This window comes from Arcobacter sp. CECT 8989 (assembly GCF_004116715.1).
In the GTDB taxonomy this organism is placed as follows: domain Bacteria; phylum Campylobacterota; class Campylobacteria; order Campylobacterales; family Arcobacteraceae; genus Halarcobacter.
In genome coordinates this window covers 1-22,939 of record NZ_PDKE01000005.1, presented here as the reverse complement: position 1 = coordinate 22,939, position 22,939 = coordinate 1, and the positions used below count along the sequence as shown (strand labels likewise).

25 protein-coding genes are annotated in these 22,939 nt (G+C 29.3%); 18 read left to right on the top strand and 7 right to left on the bottom strand.

Translation table 11 applies throughout. The features are described from left to right. Window positions 1–10 precede the first annotated feature (10 nt). Both CRV02_RS06030 and CRV02_RS06025 read right to left on the bottom strand, forming a co-directional pair. Window positions 11–895, bottom strand: coding sequence for a cation diffusion facilitator family transporter (locus tag CRV02_RS06030; RefSeq protein WP_129089575.1), 885 nt, complete (start codon window positions 893–895; stop codon window positions 11–13). Between the two features lies 1 nt (window position 896). Next, window positions 897–2,072: a pyridoxal phosphate-dependent aminotransferase gene (locus tag CRV02_RS06025; RefSeq protein WP_129089574.1), complete on the bottom strand. Its 1,176-nt coding sequence runs from the start codon at window positions 2,070–2,072 to the stop codon at window positions 897–899. A gap of 30 nt (window positions 2,073–2,102) precedes the next feature. Here CRV02_RS06025 and CRV02_RS06020 point away from each other — a divergent pair, with 30 nt between their 5' ends. After that, window positions 2,103–2,744 (top strand): M48 family metallopeptidase, encoded by a 642-nt coding sequence (locus CRV02_RS06020; protein ID WP_129089573.1) that lies wholly within the window; start codon window positions 2,103–2,105, stop codon window positions 2,742–2,744. On the opposite strand, the gene CRV02_RS06015 is transcribed toward CRV02_RS06020, so the two are convergent. Continuing rightward, the gene (locus CRV02_RS06015; RefSeq protein ID WP_129089572.1) at window positions 2,728–3,144 is read right to left on the bottom strand and encodes a DUF721 domain-containing protein; all 417 of its coding nucleotides are present in this window, start codon (window positions 3,142–3,144) and stop codon (window positions 2,728–2,730) included. The two genes, CRV02_RS06020 and CRV02_RS06015, sit on opposite strands and share 17 nt — an antisense overlap. 98 nt (window positions 3,145–3,242) lie before the next feature. On the opposite strand from CRV02_RS06015, the gene nadB reads away from it, so the two are divergent. The 8 genes from nadB (at window position 3,243) to CRV02_RS05975 (ending at window position 13,238) form a co-directional block, all read left to right on the top strand. Then, a complete protein-coding gene (gene nadB / locus CRV02_RS06010; protein WP_129089571.1) occupies window positions 3,243–4,691 on the top strand; it encodes an L-aspartate oxidase in 1,449 nt (482 codons plus the stop codon). Between the two features lie 2 nt (window positions 4,692–4,693). Continuing rightward, window positions 4,694–6,088, top strand: coding sequence for a sodium:proton antiporter NhaD (gene nhaD / locus CRV02_RS06005; RefSeq protein ID WP_129089570.1), 1,395 nt, complete (start codon window positions 4,694–4,696; stop codon window positions 6,086–6,088). Between the two features lie 132 nt (window positions 6,089–6,220). Continuing rightward, window positions 6,221–7,756, top strand: a complete 1,536-nt coding sequence (guaA, locus tag CRV02_RS06000) for a glutamine-hydrolyzing GMP synthase (protein WP_129089569.1) — start codon at window positions 6,221–6,223, stop codon at window positions 7,754–7,756. A gap of 235 nt (window positions 7,757–7,991) precedes the next feature. After that, window positions 7,992–8,933, top strand: a complete 942-nt coding sequence (locus CRV02_RS05995) for a hypothetical protein (RefSeq protein WP_129089568.1) — start codon at window positions 7,992–7,994, stop codon at window positions 8,931–8,933. Window positions 8,934–9,055: 122 nt separating this feature from the next. Further along, a complete protein-coding gene (locus tag CRV02_RS05990; RefSeq protein WP_129089567.1) occupies window positions 9,056–10,771 on the top strand; it encodes an AIPR family protein in 1,716 nt (571 codons plus the stop codon). A 344-nt stretch (window positions 10,772–11,115) separates the two neighbouring features. Continuing rightward, window positions 11,116–11,754 carry a pseudouridine synthase gene (locus tag CRV02_RS05985; RefSeq protein ID WP_129089566.1) on the top strand — a complete coding sequence of 213 codons (639 nt, stop codon included), beginning with the start codon at window positions 11,116–11,118 and terminating at the stop codon, window positions 11,752–11,754. Between the two features lie 13 nt (window positions 11,755–11,767). Then, on the top strand, window positions 11,768–12,280 hold the full coding sequence (locus CRV02_RS05980) for a hypothetical protein (protein ID WP_129089565.1): 513 nt from the start codon (window positions 11,768–11,770) through the stop codon (window positions 12,278–12,280). Window positions 12,281–12,293: 13 nt separating this feature from the next. Next, window positions 12,294–13,238, top strand: a complete 945-nt coding sequence (locus tag CRV02_RS05975; RefSeq protein WP_129089564.1) for an NAD(P)-dependent oxidoreductase — start codon at window positions 12,294–12,296, stop codon at window positions 13,236–13,238. 18 nt (window positions 13,239–13,256) lie between these two features. On the opposite strand, the gene CRV02_RS05970 is transcribed toward CRV02_RS05975, so the two are convergent. Continuing rightward, window positions 13,257–13,781 (bottom strand): NAD(P)H-dependent oxidoreductase, encoded by a 525-nt coding sequence (locus tag CRV02_RS05970; protein WP_129089563.1) that lies wholly within the window; start codon window positions 13,779–13,781, stop codon window positions 13,257–13,259. A gap of 102 nt (window positions 13,782–13,883) precedes the next feature. Here CRV02_RS05970 and CRV02_RS05965 point away from each other — a divergent pair, with 102 nt between their 5' ends. The 7 genes from CRV02_RS05965 to CRV02_RS05935 are packed head-to-tail and all read left to right on the top strand — an operon-like array spanning window position 13,884 to window position 19,766. Continuing rightward, window positions 13,884–14,234, top strand: coding sequence for a helix-turn-helix domain-containing protein (locus tag CRV02_RS05965; protein WP_129089562.1), 351 nt, complete (start codon window positions 13,884–13,886; stop codon window positions 14,232–14,234). 28 nt (window positions 14,235–14,262) lie between these two features. Then, window positions 14,263–14,655: a hypothetical protein gene (locus tag CRV02_RS05960; RefSeq protein WP_129089561.1), complete on the top strand. Its 393-nt coding sequence runs from the start codon at window positions 14,263–14,265 to the stop codon at window positions 14,653–14,655. Window positions 14,656–14,711: 56 nt separating this feature from the next. After that, entirely contained in the window at window positions 14,712–15,029 is a 318-nt protein-coding gene (locus tag CRV02_RS05955) for a hypothetical protein (RefSeq protein ID WP_258239239.1), read from the top strand. 4 nt (window positions 15,030–15,033) lie between these two features. Next, window positions 15,034–17,553 (top strand): ATP-dependent helicase HrpB, encoded by a 2,520-nt coding sequence (hrpB, locus tag CRV02_RS05950; RefSeq protein ID WP_164968966.1) that lies wholly within the window; start codon window positions 15,034–15,036, stop codon window positions 17,551–17,553. Window positions 17,554–17,588: 35 nt separating this feature from the next. After that, entirely contained in the window at window positions 17,589–18,167 is a 579-nt protein-coding gene (gene pnuC, locus CRV02_RS05945) for a nicotinamide riboside transporter PnuC (protein WP_129089558.1), read from the top strand. Further along, window positions 18,139–18,921, top strand: a complete 783-nt coding sequence (locus tag CRV02_RS05940) for a choline/ethanolamine kinase family protein (RefSeq protein WP_129089557.1) — start codon at window positions 18,139–18,141, stop codon at window positions 18,919–18,921. Before pnuC ends, CRV02_RS05940 begins: the two co-directional genes overlap by 29 nt. Then, on the top strand, window positions 18,906–19,766 hold the full coding sequence (locus CRV02_RS05935) for a DMT family transporter (protein ID WP_258239238.1): 861 nt from the start codon (window positions 18,906–18,908) through the stop codon (window positions 19,764–19,766). The genes CRV02_RS05940 and CRV02_RS05935 overlap by 16 nt, the downstream gene beginning before the upstream one ends. 38 nt (window positions 19,767–19,804) lie before the next feature. On the opposite strand, the gene CRV02_RS05930 is transcribed toward CRV02_RS05935, so the two are convergent. Then, on the bottom strand, window positions 19,805–20,023 hold the full coding sequence (locus CRV02_RS05930) for a cold-shock protein (protein WP_129089556.1): 219 nt from the start codon (window positions 20,021–20,023) through the stop codon (window positions 19,805–19,807). 225 nt (window positions 20,024–20,248) lie between these two features. Between CRV02_RS05930 and CRV02_RS05925 the strand changes: the two genes are divergently transcribed. Then, a complete protein-coding gene (locus CRV02_RS05925; RefSeq protein WP_129089555.1) occupies window positions 20,249–20,815 on the top strand; it encodes a pentapeptide repeat-containing protein in 567 nt (188 codons plus the stop codon). A 25-nt stretch (window positions 20,816–20,840) separates the two neighbouring features. Here the strand turns inward: CRV02_RS05925 and CRV02_RS05920 are convergent, their stop codons facing one another. Further along, window positions 20,841–21,827 (bottom strand): AraC family transcriptional regulator, encoded by a 987-nt coding sequence (locus CRV02_RS05920; RefSeq protein ID WP_129089554.1) that lies wholly within the window; start codon window positions 21,825–21,827, stop codon window positions 20,841–20,843. Window positions 21,828–21,909: 82 nt separating this feature from the next. Here CRV02_RS05920 and CRV02_RS05915 point away from each other — a divergent pair, with 82 nt between their 5' ends. Beyond that, window positions 21,910–22,338: a CopD family protein gene (locus CRV02_RS05915; RefSeq protein ID WP_129089553.1), complete on the top strand. Its 429-nt coding sequence runs from the start codon at window positions 21,910–21,912 to the stop codon at window positions 22,336–22,338. On the opposite strand, the gene CRV02_RS05910 is transcribed toward CRV02_RS05915, so the two are convergent. Continuing rightward, entirely contained in the window at window positions 22,325–22,717 is a 393-nt protein-coding gene (locus CRV02_RS05910) for a hypothetical protein (RefSeq protein WP_129083300.1), read from the bottom strand. The genes CRV02_RS05915 and CRV02_RS05910 overlap by 14 nt on opposite strands. Between the last annotated feature and the right edge of the window lie 222 nt (window positions 22,718–22,939).

Below are 22,939 nucleotides of genomic sequence, written 5' to 3'. Positions count from 1 at the left end.
TATAAGTATACTATTTTTCTTCATTGATTTCAAAGTCATCATAAGGATCCATATGAATATTTATAATCCAGTCTTTTTTTGGGTCCAGTCTTTTTATATTCTCTTCTATTTTATCAGAAACTCTATGGGCATCCATAAGAGTAATGACACAATCAAATACTAAATGAACCTCTACGAAAGTTTGGCTTCCTGCTTCTCTTGTTTTAAGTAAATGGTGTGTATTTACTTTCTCTTCATTTTTAATGATTTGAACTATCTCTTTTACTATTTCTTCATCAACAGCTCTATCAAGTAAAACTAAGACACCATCTTGGATTAGTTCATAAGCAGAATAGATAATAAAAAGTGAAATACCTCCACCAACAATTACGTCAATTAGTTCAATTCCTGTGAAGTTTACTAAAATAAGAGATACAAAAACAGCTGCATTTGTATAGACATCTGTTTTATAGTGTAGGGCATCAGCTTTGATAACCATACTTCCAGTTTGTTTTGCTACACGATTTAAATAGATAACTAAACTTACTGTAATAACAATTGAAATAGTCATTACAATTAATGACATCTCTAAGTATTGTGAAGTTTCCCCATTGATTGCTTTTTTAATTGCTTGGTAAAGTAAAAATAGACCAGAGATACAAATAATCGTACCTTCAATAACAGAAGCTAAGGCTTCAATTTTTCCTCTTCCATAGTTAAAGTGTTTATCGGCAGGTTTTTCAGAGTTACTAATCGCAAAATAGTTGAAGATAGATACAAACATATCAAGTACAGAGTCAATGGCAGAAGCAAGAACAGCAACTGAACCACTTGCAATTCCTACTACTAATTTGATTAGTGTAAGAATTGCTGCAACGCTACTTGATACAACCGTTGCTTTTTTTTGTGGGGTCATATTAAGAGTAATTTTCCTCTACAAACTTTTTAATTCTTCTAATACCTTCTTCGATAGTAGCTAAATCAGTTGCAAAAGAGAATCTAAAGTAACCTTCTGTTCCAAATGCAAGACCTGGAACAACTGCTACACCTTCTTTTTCTAATAAATCAGCAGAGAATTTCATTGAGTCTCCACCAATATCTTTAATGTTTACAAAAAGATAGAATGCCCCTTGTGGTACAACACAAGAGATTCCATTGATTGCATTGAAAGATTCAACTGCAACATTTCTTCTTTTTTCAAACTCTTTTCTCATAACTTCGATATCAGCATCTGCACTTCCATCTAAAGCTGCTACGGCTGCTTCTAAAGTTACTGAGTTAACATTTGAAGTTACTTGACCTTGAAGTTTAGTCATAGCTTTTACTAATGCTTTATGTGGAGTTGCGATATATCCGTATCTCCAACCTGTCATAGCAACAGCTTTACTAATACCATTAATAGTTACTGTTCTTTGGAACATATCATCACTTACAGAAGCTACTGCTGTGAACTCTTTTCCATCATACATGATTTTTTCATACATTTCATCAGTAAATACTAAAATATCAGTACCTTTAAGTACTTCTGCTAAAGATAATAACTCTTCTTTTGAATATACTGCACCAGTTGGATTAGATGGAGTATTTAAAAGTAAGATTTTTGTTTTATCTGTAATTGCTGCTTTTAATTGTTCAGCAGTGATTTTGAACTCTGTTGAGTCGTCTGTTTCAATAAATACAGGAACCCCATCAGAGAATTTTACTTGCTCAGGATAAGTAACCCAGTAAGGAGCTGGAATAATTACTTCATCACCTTCTTCGATAAGACATTGAAATAGGTTAAATAAAGAGTGTTTCGCTCCATTAGATACGATGATTTCATCTAGCTCGTAATCTAATCCGTGGTCCTTTTTTAACTTCTTGATAATTGCTTTTTTCGTTTCAATGGTACCTTCTACAGCAGTGTATTTTGTGTGACCGTCTTTGATTGCTTTGATAGCAGCTTCTTTGATAACTTCAGGTGTGTCGAAATCTGGCTCACCCGCACTAAAACTTAAAATGTCTTTACCTTGTGCTTTAAGCTCTCTTGCTAAAGCTGTAATTGCCATTGTAACTGATGGCGATAGGTTTTCCATTCTACTTGCAATTTTCATTTTATGTTTGTCCTTTAGTAAATTTAAAGTATGATTATAACTACAGTTTACTTAGAAAGTGGTCAGTTTAAGGTGATAGAAGAGTTTAAAGTTAAAATTAATTATGAAATTTATAATGTTATAGTCAAGAAGAAAATATCCAATAAACACGTATATCTCAGACTTAAAGATAAAAATCTATTAGAGATATCATCTAATAAATATTTTTCAAAATTAGATGCAGTTGATTTAATAAATAGACAAAAAGAGTGGATAGTAAATAGAAGAGATGTTTTTTTACGAAAAGAAAAAAATAAAAACAGTTATTTATTGCTTGGAGAAAGATACTCTTTAGAAGATATCAAAGAAGAAGAGTTAGATAAATTATATAAAGAAAAAGCTCAAAAAATAATTCCAAAACTAGTAGAAGAGTTTGCAAATAAGATGAGTCTTTATCCAACTTCAATAAAATATAGAAAAAACAAAAGAACTTGGGGCTCTTGTAATTATAAAAATGGATTAAATTTTAATATCTTACTTACGCAGTTTCCCCTTGAAGTAATTGAATATGTAGTAATACATGAATTAGCTCATATAGAACATAAAAATCATTCAAAAGCTTTTTGGGCTTTAGTTAAAAGATATTGCAAGGATTATAAGCAAAGAGAAAAGCTTCTCAAGAGTTTTTTATAATAGCTCTTATCTCTTCTACTTTTTCATGAAGTTTTTCATCAGTAATATAGTTTGTAAAAATCCCATGTGAACGCTCTGTAAAAAAAGACTTTTCTTCCTTTTTTACTTCTTTTTTCTCTCTTTTATTTGTAACGAAAAACTTTAATTGACTCACTTCAATTAGGGGATATTTTTTTAATAGTGTATTTATTAAATCTTTGTTATACTCAAACTCCATTTTATAAACAGGATGGGTTAATACAAAATACAAGATATTAGCTTTTACATAAGCAAATTTAACACCTTTTTTTAAACTTGGTGGTAATAAATCAATAAAATCTTGAATAGTTTTTTGTGTATTAATCTTTCTGAATTCAGGACTTTTCTTAAGATGACTAAGTATTTCGTTAATTTTTTTCATACGCTAATTATAGCAGGAGTTTTATTATCTTTTAGTGGGTGTGGTTATAAAGCACCTCCAACTTATGTTGAAGACAATAAACAAGAAGTATCAAAATAATGGTTTATGACTATATTATTATAGGAACAGGAGTTGCAGGATTAAATGCTGCAAGACTGATTCCCAAAGACAAAAAAGTTTTAGTACTTTGTAAAAAATCCCCTTGGAACTGCAATACATTTTGGGCTCAAGGTGGTGTTGCAACTGCTGTCGATAAAGATGATATAGAACCACATATAAAAGATACTCTTACCGCAGGAGTTAATCAAAACAGTAAAGAAGCCGTTAGGGTTTTAAGTGAAAACTCAAGGGCTTGTATTGATGATTTAATCAATGCAGGATTACAGTTTGATTTAGATGACAATGGTGAACTAGCTTTTACAAAAGAAGCAGCACATAGTAGAAATAGAATTTTACATGCAGATGGTGATGCTACAGGTAGAATGGTTCACCTATTTTTACTTTCAACGTGTGACCATGAAATAAGAACAAATATCGTAGTAAATGATTTACTTATTGAAGATGATATTTGTTATGGAGTTCAATTTTTCACCAATGAAACAGACCAAGAAATAGTTTATGCTCACAATACTATCATTGCAAGTGGTGGTGTTGGTTCAATATATAAATACCATACAAACTCTACTGCTATTGCAGGGGAGATTCAAGGTTTATGTGTTGAAAAAGGACTTAAATTAAAAGATATGGAGATGATGCAGTTTCATCCAACAGTTGTAAAAGGAACTCACTTTGCTAGAAAACCACTTTTAAGTGAAGCTTTAAGAGGTGAGGGTGCTTATATTGTTGATGAAAATGATAGAAGATTTTTATTTGATTATCATAAAGATGGTGAACTAGCTCCAAGAGATGTAGTTAGTAGGTCAATTTTTGATTATCATAAAAAAACAAACTCTTCTATATATTTATCATTTGATAAGTTTGAAAAAAACTTCTTCAAAAAAAGATTTCCAAATATCTACTCAAACCTAAAAGATTTAGGTTTTGAACTTCCTTTTGAGAAAGTTCCTATTTCTCCTGCTTTCCATTATGCAATGGGAGGAGTTGAAACAGACATAAATGCAAAAGTTCTAGGTATGAAAAACCTATATGCAGTTGGTGAAGTAGCTTGCAATGGAATTCATGGAGCAAATAGACTTGCATCAAACTCTTTACTTGAAGGAATTGTATTTTCTAAAATTGCAGTTGAATTGAGTTTAGAAGAAGAGTTTAAAATTGATGAAACAAAATATACAAAAAATATGAAAAAATATACAAGAAACAAAGAGATAGATAAAGAAATCAAAAACTCTTTAAGAAAACTAATGTGGGATAACGCTGCAATAGTAAGAGACAGAGATTCACTTAAAATTACACTTGAAAAAATAGATAAATTTTTAGAAGAAAATGTAGGAAGACTGCTATATTTAAGACTACTTACGGCAAAATCTATTTTAAAAGCTGCAATTGAGAGACAAGTCTCGATTGGAGCTCATTTTATTAAGGAGTAACAATGTTGAAATTGTTGATGGTGTTGGTTCTGTCATCTATAACATTATTTGCTGCAAGTGGTCCTTCGGGAGCAGGAGCAGTTGCACCTGACTTAACTATGACATGGGTTGGGTTTGCGTGTTTATTTATTTTTGTTGTCGGTTATTATTTTGTAGCAGCTGAAGAAAAGTATGAGATTGATAAAGCGAAACCTGCTTTATTTATTGGTACTTTTATGTTTATGTTAGTTGCTTTATATTATGCGCTAAATGGTCTAGACTTAGGTCTTGTACACATTGAAGCACAACACTTAATTTTAGAAATTGCAGGAATTTTCTTCTTCCTATTTGTTGCTATGACTTATATTGAGTCATTAATTCATATGGGTGTATTTGATAGATTAAAATATAATCTTGTATCTAAAGGTTATAGTTATAAGAAAATGTTCTGGGTAACTGGTTTTATCGCATTCTTCTTATCTCCTATTGCAGATAACTTAACTACTGCATTAATTCTTTCTACAGTATTAATTACAATTGAAAAAACAAGAAAAGATTTCTTAGTTCCAGGTGCTATTAATATTGTTGTTGCAGCAAATGCTGGTGGTGCTTGGTCTCCATTTGGTGATATTACTACACTTATGGCTTGGACTGCAGGTAAGGGAACATTTACAGACTTTTTATTCTTATTCCCGGCTTCAGTAACTGGTTATTTAGTAACAGCTTATTTATTAGCTAAGTTTGTTCCTGATGATAAGCCTCAATTTGATGCATCTAAAGAGAAAAAACCAGAAATGGCTGAAGGTGCTAAAGTAGTTATGGGACTTGGTGTATTTACAATCTTTTGTGCTGTAATGTCTCACCAAGTATTACATTTACCAGCAATGTGGGGTATGATGTTCGGTCTTTCTTTACTTAAAGTTTATTCTTATGGTTTAAAAAGAAAATATGGTACTGATCACTTCAATATTTTCCACTCAATGGCTAAAATTGAAAACAATACATTAATGTTCTTCTTTGGTATTTTAGCAGCAGTTGGTGCTTTATATTTCATCGGATGGTTAGGTTTGGCAGTTGTTGTTTACCAACCAGATGTATTAGGTCCAACTTGGTCAAATATCGGTGTAGGTTTCTTATCAGCTATCGTTGATAACGTACCAGTTATGTCAGCAGTACTTAAAGCTAGCCCAGAAATGGGACTTGACCAATGGATGCTTGTAACACTTACAGCAGGTGTTGGTGGTTCTATGATTTCATTTGGTTCAGCAGCAGGTGTTGGTGTAATGGGTAAATTACATGGAATTTATACTTTCGGTTCACACATGAAATTAGCGTGGACTATTGTAATTGGATACTTTGTATCTGTTGCAGTTTGGTACTTACAATACGAAGTTTTAGGTTTCTATCACATCGGATAACTACCAAATATAATTGTATGAAGGTTTTCCCTTCATACAGTTTTCTCTTTATTTTTTTCTCTTCTATTAATTAATTTCAAATCACACTTTAGATATAATCGCGGATACTTTAAAAACAAAGGAATCTGTTTAATGAAACATGTACCAATAGTTGTATTAGATTTTGGTAGTCAATATACACAAATTATTGCAAGAAAACTTAGAGAAGCAGGTGTTTATTCTGAAATTGTACCTTACAATGAAAGAATTGAAGATATTCTAGCAAGAACACCAAAGGGTATTATCCTTTCAGGTGGACCAGCTTCAGTTTACGCAAACGATGCATATCACCCAGATGAAGAGATTTTTAATCTAGGTCTTCCTATTTTAGGAATCTGTTACGGTATGCAGCTTATTTCTCAATTCTTTGGTGGAAGTGTAATTCCAGCTGATCATCATGAATATGGAAAAGCAAAATTAACTTTTGAAAGTCAAAGTGATATTTTCAAAGATACTACTGATGGACAAACTGTATGGATGTCTCACGGTGACAAAGTTGACCAACTAGCTGATGGTTTTGAAGTTATTGGTACATCTGAAAACTCTCCATTTGCAGCAATTGCAAATTTAGAAGAAAGAATTTATGCATTCCAATTCCACCCAGAAGTTTACCACTCAGAGCAAGGTGCAAAAATCCTTAAAAACTTCGCAAAACACATTTGTGGTTGTGAATCAACTTGGAATATGGGTTCATTTGCTAAAGAGCAAATCAAAAAAATCCAAGATACTGTAGGAAGCAAAAAAGTACTATGTGGTGTATCAGGAGGAGTTGATTCTTCTGTTGTTGCTACACTTTTAGCTGAAGCAATCGGTGACCAACTAATTCCAGTATTTGTTGATAATGGATTATTAAGAGCAAATGAAAGAGAACAAGTTGAAGCTATGTTTAAATCTAGAGGTGTAGATTTAATCACTGTTGATGCATCTGAAGAGTTCCTTTCAAAATTAGCAGGTGTTACAGACCCTGAAACAAAAAGAAAAATCATCGGTGAAACTTTCATCAAAGTATTTGATGAAGAAGCTAAAAAACACGATGGAATCGAGTTCTTAGCTCAAGGTACACTTTATACAGATGTTATTGAGTCAGTTTCTGTAAAAGGACCTTCAAAAACTATCAAATCTCACCACAATGTAGGTGGATTACCTGATTGGATGACATTTGAATTAATCGAGCCATTAAGAGAAATCTTCAAAGATGAAGTAAGACTTTTAGGATTAGAGCTTGGATTACCAAAAGATATGATTGGAAGACATCCTTTCCCTGGACCAGGACTAGCTATTAGAGTTATGGGTGATGTTAATAAGCCTGATTTAGAGCTACTTAGAAAAGCTGATACTATCATGTTAGATGTATTACATGCAACTGGATTATATGATAAAACTTGGCAAGCATTTACAGTACTATTAAACGTAAAATCTGTAGGTGTTATGGGTGATAACAGAACTTATGACAACACTGTATGTGTTAGAATCGTAGAAGCTACTGATGGTATGACTGCTACATTTGCACATATTCCACATGATATTTTAGAAACTATTTCTAGAAGAATTATCAATGAAGTTGATGGGATTAATAGAGTTGTTTATGATATCTCTTCTAAGCCACCAGCAACTATCGAGTGGGAATAAAATAAAACAGTATCTTTTTAATTAATACTGCATCATAAAATAAAATTAGCGTCGGTCATTTACTAATTGTAAACTCCCTCGCTAATTTTCTTCTCTTCTTTATCTAAATTAAAAATCTACTGTTATACCAAAATTAAGTAAGATTTCTTATTAATTTATATAATAGAAGCAACTTAAAGTTAATAATTAATAAAAACAAGACTATATAAAACATGTGTTTTAGATTGGAGTAAAAATGCAACTTCATCATTATGATCCATATTATAAATTTTATCTTTATTCTGAAGATAGCAATGATATGCATAAAGAAAAAGCTGAAAAAGGGCTAGAAATTCCATTTGGATCAACTATAAAAAAGCCACCTTTAGAACAGTGTAAGGATGATGAAATCCCTATTTTTGAAAATAATCAATGGAAAATAGTAAAAGATGGATTTTGGCGACCTACTTGGATAGAAATTAATTATGATGCAGGTCGTAAAATGAATACATTTGTGTTTTTAGAACCAAATATCTATGATTTTATGCATTACCCAAGTATGCCTCAATTATGTAGTTCAGCTTTAGTAGGTACAAGAATTTATCAATCTCTTATAGTTATCAATAAAAAGTTTTCTCAATGCATTGAAATGCATCGTTCAATATTTCAAGGCAATGGAAATAATATTTTATTTTCACCAATTAAAGAATCTAATATATTTGAGCCTTCTCTTATATATGAGTTTAAAACTGAGATGGAAACAATAATCTTTATTATGCGTAGAGTACTTGATTCCTTAGTTCAGTTAACAGATTTAATGGTAAACTTCGCATCTTTTGAAAAAACTAAAAAACTTAGTTGTGAATCTATTGGTTCAATATTTTCTCCAAAGTTAAAGAGTTCGATTATAAAAGATATTATTATAGGAAATGACATATATGAAAAAGATAGAACGAAATTCCTTGAAATTTTAAATAATCTTTTTAATGGATATAAACACTCATTAATGCATGATGAATCATTTAATCAAATTGAAGTTAAGTTCCCCACTTTTGTTGGCTTTTTAGTTAAGTATGCAAATCATAAAGAAATGATTCAGTACCATAATCATAATGCTTATCACATTATGATGGGGTTTCAGGACTGCGTTGGACGAATTTTGCGTAATCAAAATTTATATCGTAAGTTAAAGAATTAGAATATCAATATATAATCCGAATAAAAATATATTAATAATTGATTTTATTAACTTATTTTATTTTTGAATTGTGACATATATGTGACATAATTATGATATCCTTTTTATAAGGAGTTTATTTTATGAGTAATAATAAAATTATATTAGAAGGCTGTATTAATACTTTCGCAGAGTTGAATGAACTTGACTTAAATCAAAGTGAAGTTTTTGAATTATTTGCATTATCACAAATTCATAAGAGTAGAAACATTACATTTGAGAATATTGAACAGTCAATCGTTGACGGTAGTAATGATGGTGGAATTGATTCCGTAATGATTTTTATTGATGATGAATATATAGAAAATTTAGATAATTTGGAGAGCTTCGAATTTTCAAATAAAACAAAAAGTAAATTTATAATTACACAGTGTAAAAAAGAGAATTCATTTAAAGAAAGTTCTTTAGATAAACTAATTACAACAATGCCTGTAATTTTGGATTTAGAAAAAAATGAAGAAGCATTATTGAGTAGATTTAATTCAGATTTAGTTAACCAAGTTATACTTTTAACTGAGACTTGGAAAAAAACTGCTATCGGTGGTGGTCAAATATCTGTAGATTATATGTATGCTACAAATGCACCAAGAGTAGAGATTAATAATGTTTATGAAGAGAAGGTAATTCAATTAAAAGAGGTAACAAAAGCCTGTTTATCTTCACCAAGAATTGCCTTTTATAATTTTAGTAGTGCAGAGCTACTTTCTTTATATCAGAAACAGAGAGTAAATAGACTTCTTCTTGAGTTTAAAGATAGACCATTATCTACTGATTATAATAATCAAGGTATAGGTTATATTGGTACTGTAAGATTATCTAAGTATAAAGAATTTTTAACTTCAGAAAGTGGTGAAATTAGAGATGACTTATTTGAAAGTAATATAAGACATTTCCAAGGAGCAGTAGATGTAAATAAAAAGATAAAAAAAACAATTGAAAATATAACTGATGAAGACTTTTGGTGGCTTAATAATGGTATAACAATTATTGCAGAAAATCCAAATGAAGTTGGTAAACAATTATCAATTGAAAATATCCAAATAGTAAATGGTTTGCAGACTTCATATACAATTTTTAATAATTATAATTCAAATGAAGATGATAATAGATCTGTTTTGGTTAAGGTAGTAATAAACAATAATAAAGCAACAACTGATAATATTATTGCATCAACTAATAGTCAAAATCCAGTTTCTGCAACTATTTTAAGAGCAACAGAACCTATTCAGCGTAATTTAGAATTATTCTTTGAAAATAAAGGATATTACTATGATAGAAGAAAAAATTATTATAAAAATCTAGGTAAGCCTTCTTCTAAAATATTTAGTATTCAATATGCAGCTCAGTCAATAGAATCTATTATTTATAATGAGCCCCATACTGCAAGGGCTTCACCTACTTCATTATTTAAAAAAGAGAATACATATAATAAGATTTTTAATCCAGAAAAAGATTTTAAAGGATATTTAAATTGTTGTTTAATTAATAAAAAATGTCATTATTATTGGAGTAAATATAATAATTCTGAGATTAAACTAAAGACTGCAAATTTTAAGTTACATTTAGGTTGTACAATTTTAAAAGAGTATTATCAGAAAAGGGAAGTGAACTTTAATGAAATATCAAATTTAAATATAGAGGAAATAAATGAAGAACTTTTTAATAAAACAATTGAGTTCTTAATACTAGTTATTGATTCTTATTTAGAGCAAAATCCTGATAAAAATTTAATAAATATTGCAAAATCTAAAGATTTTACAGAATATATTTTAAATCAAGTAAGTATTAAATATTTATAATATTACAAAAATTTAATTATTTGACAAAAAATAGCTTTCTTGTTAAAATACTTTTACAACTTAATGACAATGTACCTCTATCAGGAGTGATGACCTGATTAAAGGCACTGAGAAGGTGGAGCTTTTAAGCTCTGCCTTTTTTTTTGTAAAAAATGCGGGTAGTGCTGGGTGGGAGTGTTCTTAAAAGGAGCCTACATTGTCAAAAAAGTTTGTAGTGATACTGTTGATATTGTTTTTTATTCTTGTAGTAAGAGCATATTAACGATAGGGGGAATTCATCACTCCCCTGTCACTACTTTAATACAAAAATATAATATTTGATAAAAGAACTAAAAGATTTATAAATGACTACAATTAATAAAGAAAACTTAACAAAACAATATCAATCATCTCAAAAACACCACCACTTCAAAATGTTTAAACCATGGGGCTGTGTAAGTCAGTTTAGACCAAAACCCAAAAAGAGTAAAACCCTATTGGGTGATTATTATGATTTTCCGCAAGATACTATGGCTATTGGTAGGTTAGATATGGATTCAGAAGGTTTACTATTACTTACTACTGATGGTATGGCAAGTTACAAAGTACGAGATAAAAGTGTTGAAAAAGAGTACTATGTGCAAGTAGATGGAATCATTACAGATGAAGCAATAGAAAAAATGCAAAATGGTCTTGAAATTGTAGTAAAAGGCAATACATATATGACTCTTCCTTGTAAAGTAAGAAAAATAGAAGGTGAACCACCTTTGCCAGAACGTGCTCGTAATATTCGTAAGTCAAGACACGGACCAACTTCTTGGGCATCAATCACAATCAACGAAGGCAAAAACAGACAAGTACGAAAGATGACAGCATCCGCTGGATTTCCTACTTTAAGACTTGTAAGAGTGCGAATAGGAAATATACATATCGAAAACCTTCAACCAACTGAAGTAGTAGCCTTGGATAGTTTAACTGGGGCATTTGCTCCTAAAAAAGATTAAAAGGAGTACTTATATGCAAGAAAATGAACTAAAAGCTTTTATAAAGCAAAACTCACACTTAATATTTGAGTACACAAATAAAGAACTACTAAAAGATATAGGAGTTATGTCTCCTAGTTTTTTTGTAAGATTAGTTGATGAATACTTTAAAAAAGAAGATAAAAGAATCTCTTGTGATAACTTGGCAGCTGATACTTTAGGATACTTTCTAATAACTGAGATTTTAGGCGAGGCTAAACAGGCATTTCCTTTCTTTAGAAAAGATACTTTGACTTTAGATTATATATTCAAAGACGCAAAAGTGTATTTCAATCATGTAAAATTTAGTATAGAAGATAACACTTTTTCTATCTATTTAATACAAACAAAAGCAGGGGTTAGTACACTAGAAGAAGAGATTATAAAGTATTCAAAACAGTTTCCTATAAAAACAACTGGCTTAGAAGAGTTTATCTCTAAAAATAGTGATAAAGTATTAGATGAAAGTTCAAAGAAACTAAAAGAAGATATAGAAAAGATTTTATAAAGTAGGAGTATTCATGAAAAAGATAGTACCTTTTGTAAGTGGTTGTGATGAAGAGACTACAAATTTATGGTTAGAGCATTTACAAGGACAAATGAGTGAATACGAAATAGTACTTTTTGAAAAGCTATCAGAAGAACAAAAACTATCTTCTACTGTAGCAATAGTAGCAAACCCAAATCCAAAAGACATTGCTCAACTAAAAAACTTAAAATGGATACAAAGCTTTTGGGCTGGAGTTGAAAAACTTCTTCAAGACCTTCCTAACTCTTCTTTTAAAATAGTTCGTATGACTGACCCACAACTTGCAAATACTATGGCTGAATCAGTTTTAGCATGGACTTTATATTTGCATAAGAATATGCCACTATATTTAAAACAACAAAAACAAAAGCAATGGAAACAGCATATAGAAACTTTGCCAGAAGAGAGAAATATCTTAGTTCTTGGTTTAGGTAATCTAGGAGAGAAAAGTGCAAAAAAACTAAAAGAGAATGGTTTTAGTGTATCAGGGTGGGCAAGAAGTAAAAAAGAAATCAAAGGTGTTGAAACTTTTTATGGAAATGACGGTTTAACACAAGCTTTAAAAAGTGCTGATATCGTAGTTTGCCTTTTACCTCTTACAGATGAAACAAAAAACTTACTTGATAAGTCAAAGCTAGACTTACTACATAATAAAGCTTCTATCATAAACTTTGCTAGAGGGGCAATTATTGATTATGAATATTTATCTAAAAAATTAGATAACAAAGAGCTTTGCCATGCTGTTTTAGATGTATTTGATATAGAGCCATTACCTAGTAGTTCTTCTCTTTGGGAAAATGAAAATATAACAGTACTACCTCATATCTCAGCTCCTACAAATATGAAAACAGCTTCAAGGATAGCTTCAAAAAATATTTTAGAATACTTTGAAAAAGGTATTATTCCACCTTTTATAGATACAAAAAAGGGTTACTAAAAAGGGAATAAACCCTTTTTATAACTCTTTTACATAAGTAATATAATCTTGTGTATATTTATTAAGAGTCTCTTCACTTAAAACTGTTTCTGTATCATAAGTAATATAAGCTTTTTTATAATTCATTTTTACATATTCTGCTGTAATCTCAAAAGGATATAAAAATTCTTCAACTGTTTTTTTATCTTTTCCTGTTGCAGAAAATGCTTTTTTAGCTCCACCACAAGAAACGGCAACTGCGAAAGTTTTGTCTTTTAGCATAGATGCTCCTGCATGGGCGAAACCTGGCGCTAATACTGCATCAAACCATTCTTTTAAAAGAGAAGGAGAACTAAACCAATACATCGGAAACTGAAAAAGAATAGTATCATGTTCTAAAAGTAGTTTTTGTTCTTCTTTTACATCTATTTTAAAATCAAGATATTTTTCATATAAGTTATTAATTGTTATGTTCTTCATATCTTGAATACCTTCAATTAATCTTTTATTTACTATTGATTTTTCAATATCTGGATGTACTACATTTACTAATATTTTCTTCATTTTAAACCTTTTAATATAATTTGAGCGAATTGTATTGTAAAATAAAACAAAATGTAAGTATGTACTTTTTTGTAGTATACTATACAAAAGGATAGTAGAAAAATGAAACAATCAGACTTTAAGCCCCTAATAGACACACCTTTTGGCTATACATTATCTCTAATATCAGGGAAATGGAAAATGGTAATTTTGTATTTATTAGATGAATATAAGGTCATAAGATACAATGAATTACAAAGAAAAATAGGTTCAATTACTTATAAAATGCTAAGTTCTCAATTGAAAGAGTTAGAAACAAGTAAGTTAATAAATAGAAAAGAGTATCCTTCCATACCTCCTAAAGTTGAATATAGCTTGACAAAAAAAGGAGAGTCTTTAATACCTATTTTAGATGAGATGTGTAAATGGGGTTCAAAAGAAAGACCTGATTTACTTCAATATATAGAAGAATAATTTAAAAATAAAAATTTCAAGGAATAAAATGAAAATAGCAATACCAGTAAAAGATGAAAATTTAAGCTTTTTCCCAAATGCAGGACATACTCCTAAGTTTGCTGTATATACAATGAGTGGCTCAGGAATGTTCAAATCTTTTAATCTAGATGAAATAAAACAAAACCCTAGAAGTGATATCGACCATAGTAATCCAGAAGAAGACCATGCCTGTGACCATTCACATGATGATGCTGAACATATTGAGCAACACAATAAAATGGGAAGAGCTTTAAAAGAGTGTGATTATATTGTAGTTAAAAAAGCTTGTAAAAATACTGCAAAATCATTTACAAGTGAAGGAATAAAACTTGTAAAATACAATGGTGATTCTTTTGAGTCAACTAAGATTTTAAATGAACTATCTTCAAAGTTTGTATAAACAATAAATTATAGATAAGAAAAATAGTGAAAATCTCATATCACCGTAGACGTAAAATGAAAACTAGAAGAATAGCCTTACGAGAACTACTTGAAAGAGGAATTGAAGACCCAAAGGATTTAGCAAAAGAGCTTAAGGTAACAGTTCCTACTATCAAAAGAGACTTAGCGGCTATGGAGACTATGAGTGAAGAGGATTTCACTTTTCAAAAAAGACAAACTCCCCAAGAGATACTTGATAAAAAAGATGAAATCTTACGAATGCTAGATGATGAAGAGTACTACACAGAAAATGGCGATATAAATATAAGTAAGATAACACAAGAACTAAAGACAAGTAGAGCTACTGTTATGTCTGTATTAAATGGTGAGTGATTTATTGAACTTGCCTATCTATGATGTTTTAAATGACATCAAACAAACACTAAATCAAAACTCAACACTTATACTACAAGCACCACCAGGAGCTGGAAAAAGTACAGTTGTGCCAATCTCACTTTTAAAAGAGTCTTGGCTTGAAGATAGAATGATAATCATGTTAGAACCAAGACGAGTAGCTGCAAGAATGGTAGCCCAGCAAATGGCAAGACTACTAGGAGAAGAAGTAGGGCAAACTGTTGGTTATCAAGTTAGGATGGATAGTTGTAAATCAAAGCAAACTAAACTTCTAGTTGTAACAGAAGCAATATTGGTACGAAAACTACAAAGTGACCAAGCTTTAGAAGATGTAGGTTTAATCATCTTTGATGAGTTCCATGAAAGAAGTATTCATAGTGATTTATCCCTTGCTCTATCCTTGCAAGTACAGGAGCTACTAAGAGAGGATTTAAAACTTCTTATTATGTCTGCAACTTTAAACTCTAAGGAGCTAACAAAACTATTAGGTGATGATGTTCCAGTTGTAAGCTCAAAGGGTAAATCTTATGAAGTAGAAGAGGTGTTTTTAGATGCAAATATCAAACAGCCTGATTTTAAAACTATAAACACTGTTTTATTAAATACTGTACAAAAAGCAGTAAATGAAGATGAAGGAGATATTTTAGTTTTTCTATCAGGAGCTAAAGAGATAAATAGTTTACAAGAGCTTTTAAATGAAAAACTAAAAGATAGAGAAATAGAAGTATTACCTTTATATTCAAGTTTGAGTAAAGAGAAACAAGATAAGGCTATACTAAAGTTAAAATCAAATAAAAGAAAAATCATCCTTTCAACAAATATTGCTCAAACCTCTTTAACAATAGAGGGTGTAAAAGTAGTAATAGATACAGGCTTAGAAAAGCAATCTTTTTATAACTACTCAAATGCAATGAACCATTTAGAACAGGTTTTTATCTCACAAGACTCAGCTACTCAAAGAGCAGGTAGAGCAGGAAGACTAAGTAATGGAAAGTGCTATAAGTTATGGCATAAGGGTAAGATACTGCAAGAGTCAACTAAACCTGAGATATTAAGGACTGATTTGAGTTCATTTTTACTTGAGGTTGCTCTTTGGGGCGAAGATATTAGTGAACTAAAACTATTAGATACTCCTTCAAAAGAAGTTTTAGATAGTACAAGAATAGTTTTACAAGAACTAAAGATGTTAGATGAGAAAAGTGAGATAACAACTATAGGTAAAAAAGCACTTGCTTTAAGAGTTCATCCTAGGTTTGCATATATGATTTTAAGAGCAAATAAAATAGGCTTTGCCTATGAAGCTTGTCTTTTAGCTTCACTTTTAATTGAAAAAGATATTTTTAAAAGCAGTTTCCAAGATACAAATATCTATTCAAGGTTCGTACACTTACATGAAAATGATATAGATAGCTCTTTTATAAATAAACATAGAGCAAAAAATATTCTAGCAGGGGCAAAGTTTCTGTTTAGCAAGTTAAAAGCAGTACAGAGTATAGAAAAGCCAAATAAAAAAATAGATGAGCAGATTGTAGCTGTTTTAACTCTTTTTGCATATCCAGATAGACTTGCAGAGCAAAGAGGCAAAAATGACAATAGATACAAACTAAGCAATGGTAAGGGAGCAATTTTAAATAGTGAAGATACACTATTTAATGAAAGCTTTTTAGTAGTACCAAGTCTAAATGCAAAGAACAAAGATTCATATATAAGTCTTGCATCAAGAATATCTTTAGATACTATTTTAAAAGAGTTTGAAGATGATATAAATATAAAAAAGAGTATCACTTATAATAAAGAGAATAAAAAGTTTGATATAAAAGAGCAATACTTCTTTTACGAATTAGAACTCTTTTCAAAACCTATAAATGATGAAAAGCAAGACTTTTCAACTTTACTTTGTTCTCTTTTGAAAAAGGAGGGATTAGAGCTTTTACCATGGAGTAAAAAAGCAAAAGCCTTAAGACAAAGAGTAAACTTTATAAATAAAAATAGTGATTTAGAGTTTCCAAGTTTCAAAGAAGAGGATTTAAGAGAAGATATCTCTACATGGTTAGAGCCATATTTACATGATATCAAAACAGTAAAAGAGTTAGAGTCTTTAGATACATACTCTATACTACTTGGATACATTCCTTGGGATAAACAACAGCTTTTAGACACACTTGTTCCAACTCATATAAAAGTGCCTAGTGGTTCAAATATCAAAATAGACTATAGTGATAGTGCTACACCTGTTTTAGCAGTAAAGATACAAGAGATGTTTGGGATGCATGAAACTCCAAAGATACTTAACAATAAAATAGCTCTGCAAGTTCATCTTTTAAGTCCTGCATTAAGACCTATTCAAATAACTTATGATTTGAAAAGCTTTTGGGAAAACTCATATGCTGAGGTTAAAAAAGAGTTGTTTTCAAAGTATAAAAAACACTATTGGCCTGATAATCCTTTTGAAGCAATTGCTACAAATAAAACTAAAAAGAATATGAAGGATAAGTTATCTTAGAGTTTTTACAAACAATTATTGATTCACTAAATGTGATGAGTACCTATGAAGCTATAGCCATGCTTTTAGCAATAGCTTATATACTACTTGCTGTAAGACAAAACCTTTGGTGTTGGCCTGCTGCATTTATATCAACACTTATTTATACAATACTATTTTTTGATGTCTCTTTACTTATGGACTCAGCTTTAAATGCATATTATCTTATCATGGCAGTTTATGGTTGGTACTCTTGGAAATATGGTGGAAAACTAAAAGAACAAGAGCTTGAAGTATCAAGTTACGGTTTAATAAAAAATATAAAAATCATATTTGTATTAACTTTGATATCTTTATCTTTTGGTTATGTAATGGCAAATTATACAAGTGCAGATTTTGCATATATTGACTCTTTTACAACTGTATTTGCTGTATTTGCAACATATATGCTTGCAAAAAAGATTTTAGAAAACTGGGTTTATTGGATAGTTATTGATGTAGTTTCTATTTATATCTATATTCAAAAAGGACTTAATCTTACGGCTATCTTATTTGTAATTTATACAGTTTTAGCTTTTGTAGCTTTTAAAAAGTGGAAAGAAGAGTATGACAAAAAAGCAACTACAACAGCATAATATCTTTGAAAATGAAAAGCTTTTAAGTTTTAAACTTCTTAAAAATCAAGGCTTTTGTAATATAAACTATCTACTAAAAACTTCAAAAAAGAGATACTTAGTAAGAGTTTTTAAAAATGACTCTACAGTAAATATAAGTAGAGAGTTTGAGTTTAAAGTTCAAAAAAAAGCTTTTAAAAAAGGTATAGCAGGAAGGCCACAATTTTTAGATAACAATAAAACTTTTATGGTGTGTGAGTATTTAAATGGTGTTCATAAATATAAGTTATCAAAAAAAGAATTAAAAAATTTAGTAAAAACAATAAAAAAGTTACACAGTATAAAAGTACAAACAAAAAAGCTTAACTTGAAAGAAGAGTTAAAAAAATATAATCATCTAAGCAGTAAAAAAGCTAAAAAGAGTATATTAGCCTTAAATAAAGAGATAAAAAATTTAACAGCTTATAAAAAACAGCTAGTTTGCTCTCACCATGATTTAAATCCCAAAAACATAATTTTTAATAAAAACAGAATCAAATTTATTGATTGGGAATATACTTCAATTAGTGATTGTTTTTTTGATTTAGCAACTATCTGTTGTGAATTTGATTTAACTAAAAAAGAAGAAAGAATTTTACTTAAAACTTATTTTAGAAAAATAGTAAAAAAAGATATAAAAAAACTTGATTGTTACAAGAATATCTATAATCAAATATGTAAATTGTGGTTTATAAGCTTAGAATATAATCAAGGAATTAAATGTCAGAAAAATTGAAATCTATAGATAGAGGTATTTTGTTTATGCTTTTAAGTTCTCTTTTTGGAGCACTTAATGGTGCAATCGCAAAAATATTATCTGATTCTATGGATCCTGTAGAGGTGGTTTTTTATAGAAACTTACTAGGAGGATTGATTGTTTTATATAGTTTACAGAAAATAAAAGTATCTTTTAATCCTTCAAAAATTCACCTACTTTTCTTAAGAGGACTATTTGGTGGGACCGCAATGGTTCTTTTCTTTTATACTATTTCTACAATTCCTTTAGGTGAAGCAGTTGTTTTAAATAAGACATCGCCATTTTTTGTAACTATTCTTGCATACTATCTTATGAAAGAAAAAGTTAATTTACCTACTTTTTTTGCTCTTATTATAGGTTTTGTAGGAGTTATATTTATTATGAAACCTTTTGGAATAGAAATATCAATAGACCATATCTTTGGTGTTTTAAGTGGATTTTTCTCAGCTGCTGCATATGCCACAATAAAAAAAGTAAAAGATATCTATGATGCAAGAATAATCATGCTTTCATTCATGTTAATTGGTATGCTTATTCCTTTAGGATTGTTTTTATTTACTCCATATGTACAGTTTCAAATACATACAGACCCTTTTATTTGGTCATTAATTGGTTTTATGGCAATTATATCTACAGGCTCACAATGGTTTTTAACAAAGGCATATAGTTTAAGCAAGGCTAGTATTATTGGGGTTGTTAGTTACACAAATATTCCATTTGCATTAGGTTTTGGGGTTATGTTAGGAGATAAGTTTCCTGATTCTTTTACGTTTATTGGTATTGTTTTGATTGTAGTTGGGGGAATTTTAATTAGTAAAAAGTAAGTTTTATAAAGTAGCATTTGCTACTTTATAAAGTATTACTATAAAATAGTAACGTTTTCTGCTTGAAGACCTTTATCAGATTCACCGATTTCAAATGAAACTTCTTGACCTTCTTCTAAAGAAACTCTTCCATATCCTGGGTTGTTGATTTGTCTAAAGTGAACAAATACGTCTTTTCCACCATCTTTTTGTTCGATAAAACCGAAACCTTTTTCACTGTTGAACCATTTTACTGTTCCGTTTACTAATGTTGCCATTGTAATTCCTTTTTGTTTAAATCATTTCTAAAAGCATAATATGAGGTTCTCTATAGGTTGGATGTACTGTATAACGAAGGCTATCAATATAACGCAGACTAAAGATGTAACTCGAACCATCTTTTTTAATTGCGTGCATTATACTGTACTTTTCTATTATTTAATCTTAAAGTAAAATTTATTTTTCAATATAATGATGATAAAATCTAAATTAAAAAGAAAAACATGTTTAAAACTGACGATTATTGGGAAGAAGAGTTTATTGAATATAAATCAAAAGAGATGTACAAAATCTATTTTGATAATTGTACCTTTATAGAATGCGACTTCTCCAAAGCACTTATTCACTCTTGTAAATTTACAGAATGTACTTTTATAAATTGTGATTTATCTTTAATTACTTTAAAGTCTTCAACTTTCAATGATGTAAAGTTTGAGAATTCAAAACTTATAGGTGTTTCATGGAGTTCTTGTCAAGAACCTTTTGATATTAGTTTTGACTCTTGTAATATTTCACAAAACTCTTTTCATCTTTTAGACTTAAGAAAAATAGTATTTAAAAACTCTCTTATTAAAGATAGTGGTTTTGAGGAATGTAACCTAGAAGGTTCTATTTTTGATAACTGTGACTTGGAGCTTTCTTCATTTATAAGTAATAGTTTAATAAAAGCAAACTTTGAGACATCAAGAAACTATTTTATAGATCCTAAATCAAATGATTTAAAAGATGCAAGTTTCTCTTTACCTGAAGCACTTAGCTTTTTATCTTTACTTCCAATTAAAATTAAATAAATTTAAATCAAAAGCTTGGATATTGTTATCTATTTTTCAATAACTTTTTCCTATATTGCTTAGGTGTTTGATTGAACCATTTCTTGAAACTTCTAAAAAAAGAGTTTGTTTCTTTATAACATAAATATATAGCGATAGTAGTTGTATCAAGTCCCTTTTTTAAGTAATACAAGCAAAGTTTTTTTCTAATATCTTCAACTATTTGAGAGTAGCTTATATTTTCTTTTTTTAATCTTTTTTGTAAAACCCTTGGGTGTAAATCAAGTTTTTTAGAAATAGTCTCTAAAGATATATCAAGTTCTATAATAGAAGAAAAAACAAGAGCAGAGACCTTTGTTTCATAGCTTTCTTTGTTTAGATTTAAATTTAGTAGCTGTTCTACTTCATTTTTGTAGTATTCAAATCTATTTTTATTTGCTGAAATTAGATTGATATTTATAATATCCTTATCAAAATAAATTGCATTTTCATCTTGTGAAAAGTTGATTTTTATATTTGAAATGTACTTTGTATCAAATAGTTTACCTTGCATTAGATTTATATATCTGGGAACTATCTCTTTAGAACTTAACTCATTAAGTAAGTGTAAAAAAGCAAATAGATGAATAAATATTTTATTGTGTTCAATATTTAAAAGACCTTCTTCTTTCGAGTTTGAATAAATACTTAACTTATAGTATTCATTAGTTTCTAAAAGAGTAGGTTTTATGCTATTTCCTATTAGACAATAGTACGTACTAAGAAGTTTTAAACAATGAGCTATTGAGGATGAATTTAATACTAAGTATCCTAAAATTCCTAAATCTTTTGGTTTTGCCTGTTTTGATAATTCTATCAAGATTTCATAGCTTTTATATTCTTGAATACAAAAATCTAATAAATCATTAAGCTCTTTGATATCTATTTTATTTAGATTATTTTCTTTTAAATATTTTTCTTTATCAAAGTTAAATTTTGATTCTAAAAGATTAGAAATTAGGTTAAAAAGCATTAAAGGAAAGTTTGCATTCAAAAAGTGCCTTTGTTCGTGAAATGATATAAACTATATTTAGTTTTGATTGTACAATAAAAAAATTAAACAAAAAGGATTTAAAATGCACTATTATGAGTTAATAAAGGCATTTCATTTAATCAGTATTATCATTTGGTTTTCAAGTAGTATTTACCTACTAAAAACGCTTTTTTTTCATAAAAGTTTACTTGAGATAAAAGAGTTGCAAATAATAAAAAAACTAAAGCAAAAAGAGATTTTTATTTATAGATATGTTTCCTCTTTTTCTTTTGTTTTTGCTGTGATTTTAGGGGTTGTATTAATTGCACAAAATAGTGCTTTATTACAAAGTGGATATTGGATATATACAAAGTTCTTTTTTATCTCTTTACTTGCGATAGTTCACCACTATATTCGTGTCTTCATCGATGAGCTAATTTCTACTAAGTTAAAGGCTTTTGAGTATTTGATTCTTTTTATTGTGATAGTTTTATCAATAGTGATTTTTCTAACTATTACTAAACTTTTTTAAAAATCATTTTGTAGTTTTTATAGAAGTTTATATTTTCCATTAAAAGTAGAGCAATTACACCCATAACCCAATATAAAAACCATAATGAAATCATACCTTCAAAACTTCCTTCACTAAAGTAGTCAACTACTTGAAAGATAAGGAAAAACATAACAATAGATTTAAAAGATAAGTTTGAGTTTTTATTAAAGTCTATTAACTCATAATCTTTTAATTTAATTTTAAAAAATATGAAAGCAAGTGATAATGGGATTAAGCCTAAGATAAAAAGATATTCACCTTTTATTATTTCTAATGTTTTTTCTTGTCCAAATACAAAAAAGTATGTGCTAAGGATTCCTATTAAAGCTAGTGGAAATAGTATTTTTGGGTTATTCAATTTTTTTGTCCTAATTTTTATTTGGAATTCTATCTAAATTGAAGTAAAACTAAAAAAGGCAAGCGATTAGGCTCGCTTTTTAGTTTATTTTTATTTATTAAAACACCCACCCAGCTTGAAGTAGGAATCTATTAGAGTAGTCTCTTTGAGAAGTAACATCATGCTTGATATTCTGAGCTAAATGAGCATTAACAAACATATCTTTAAATGAACCATAATAAC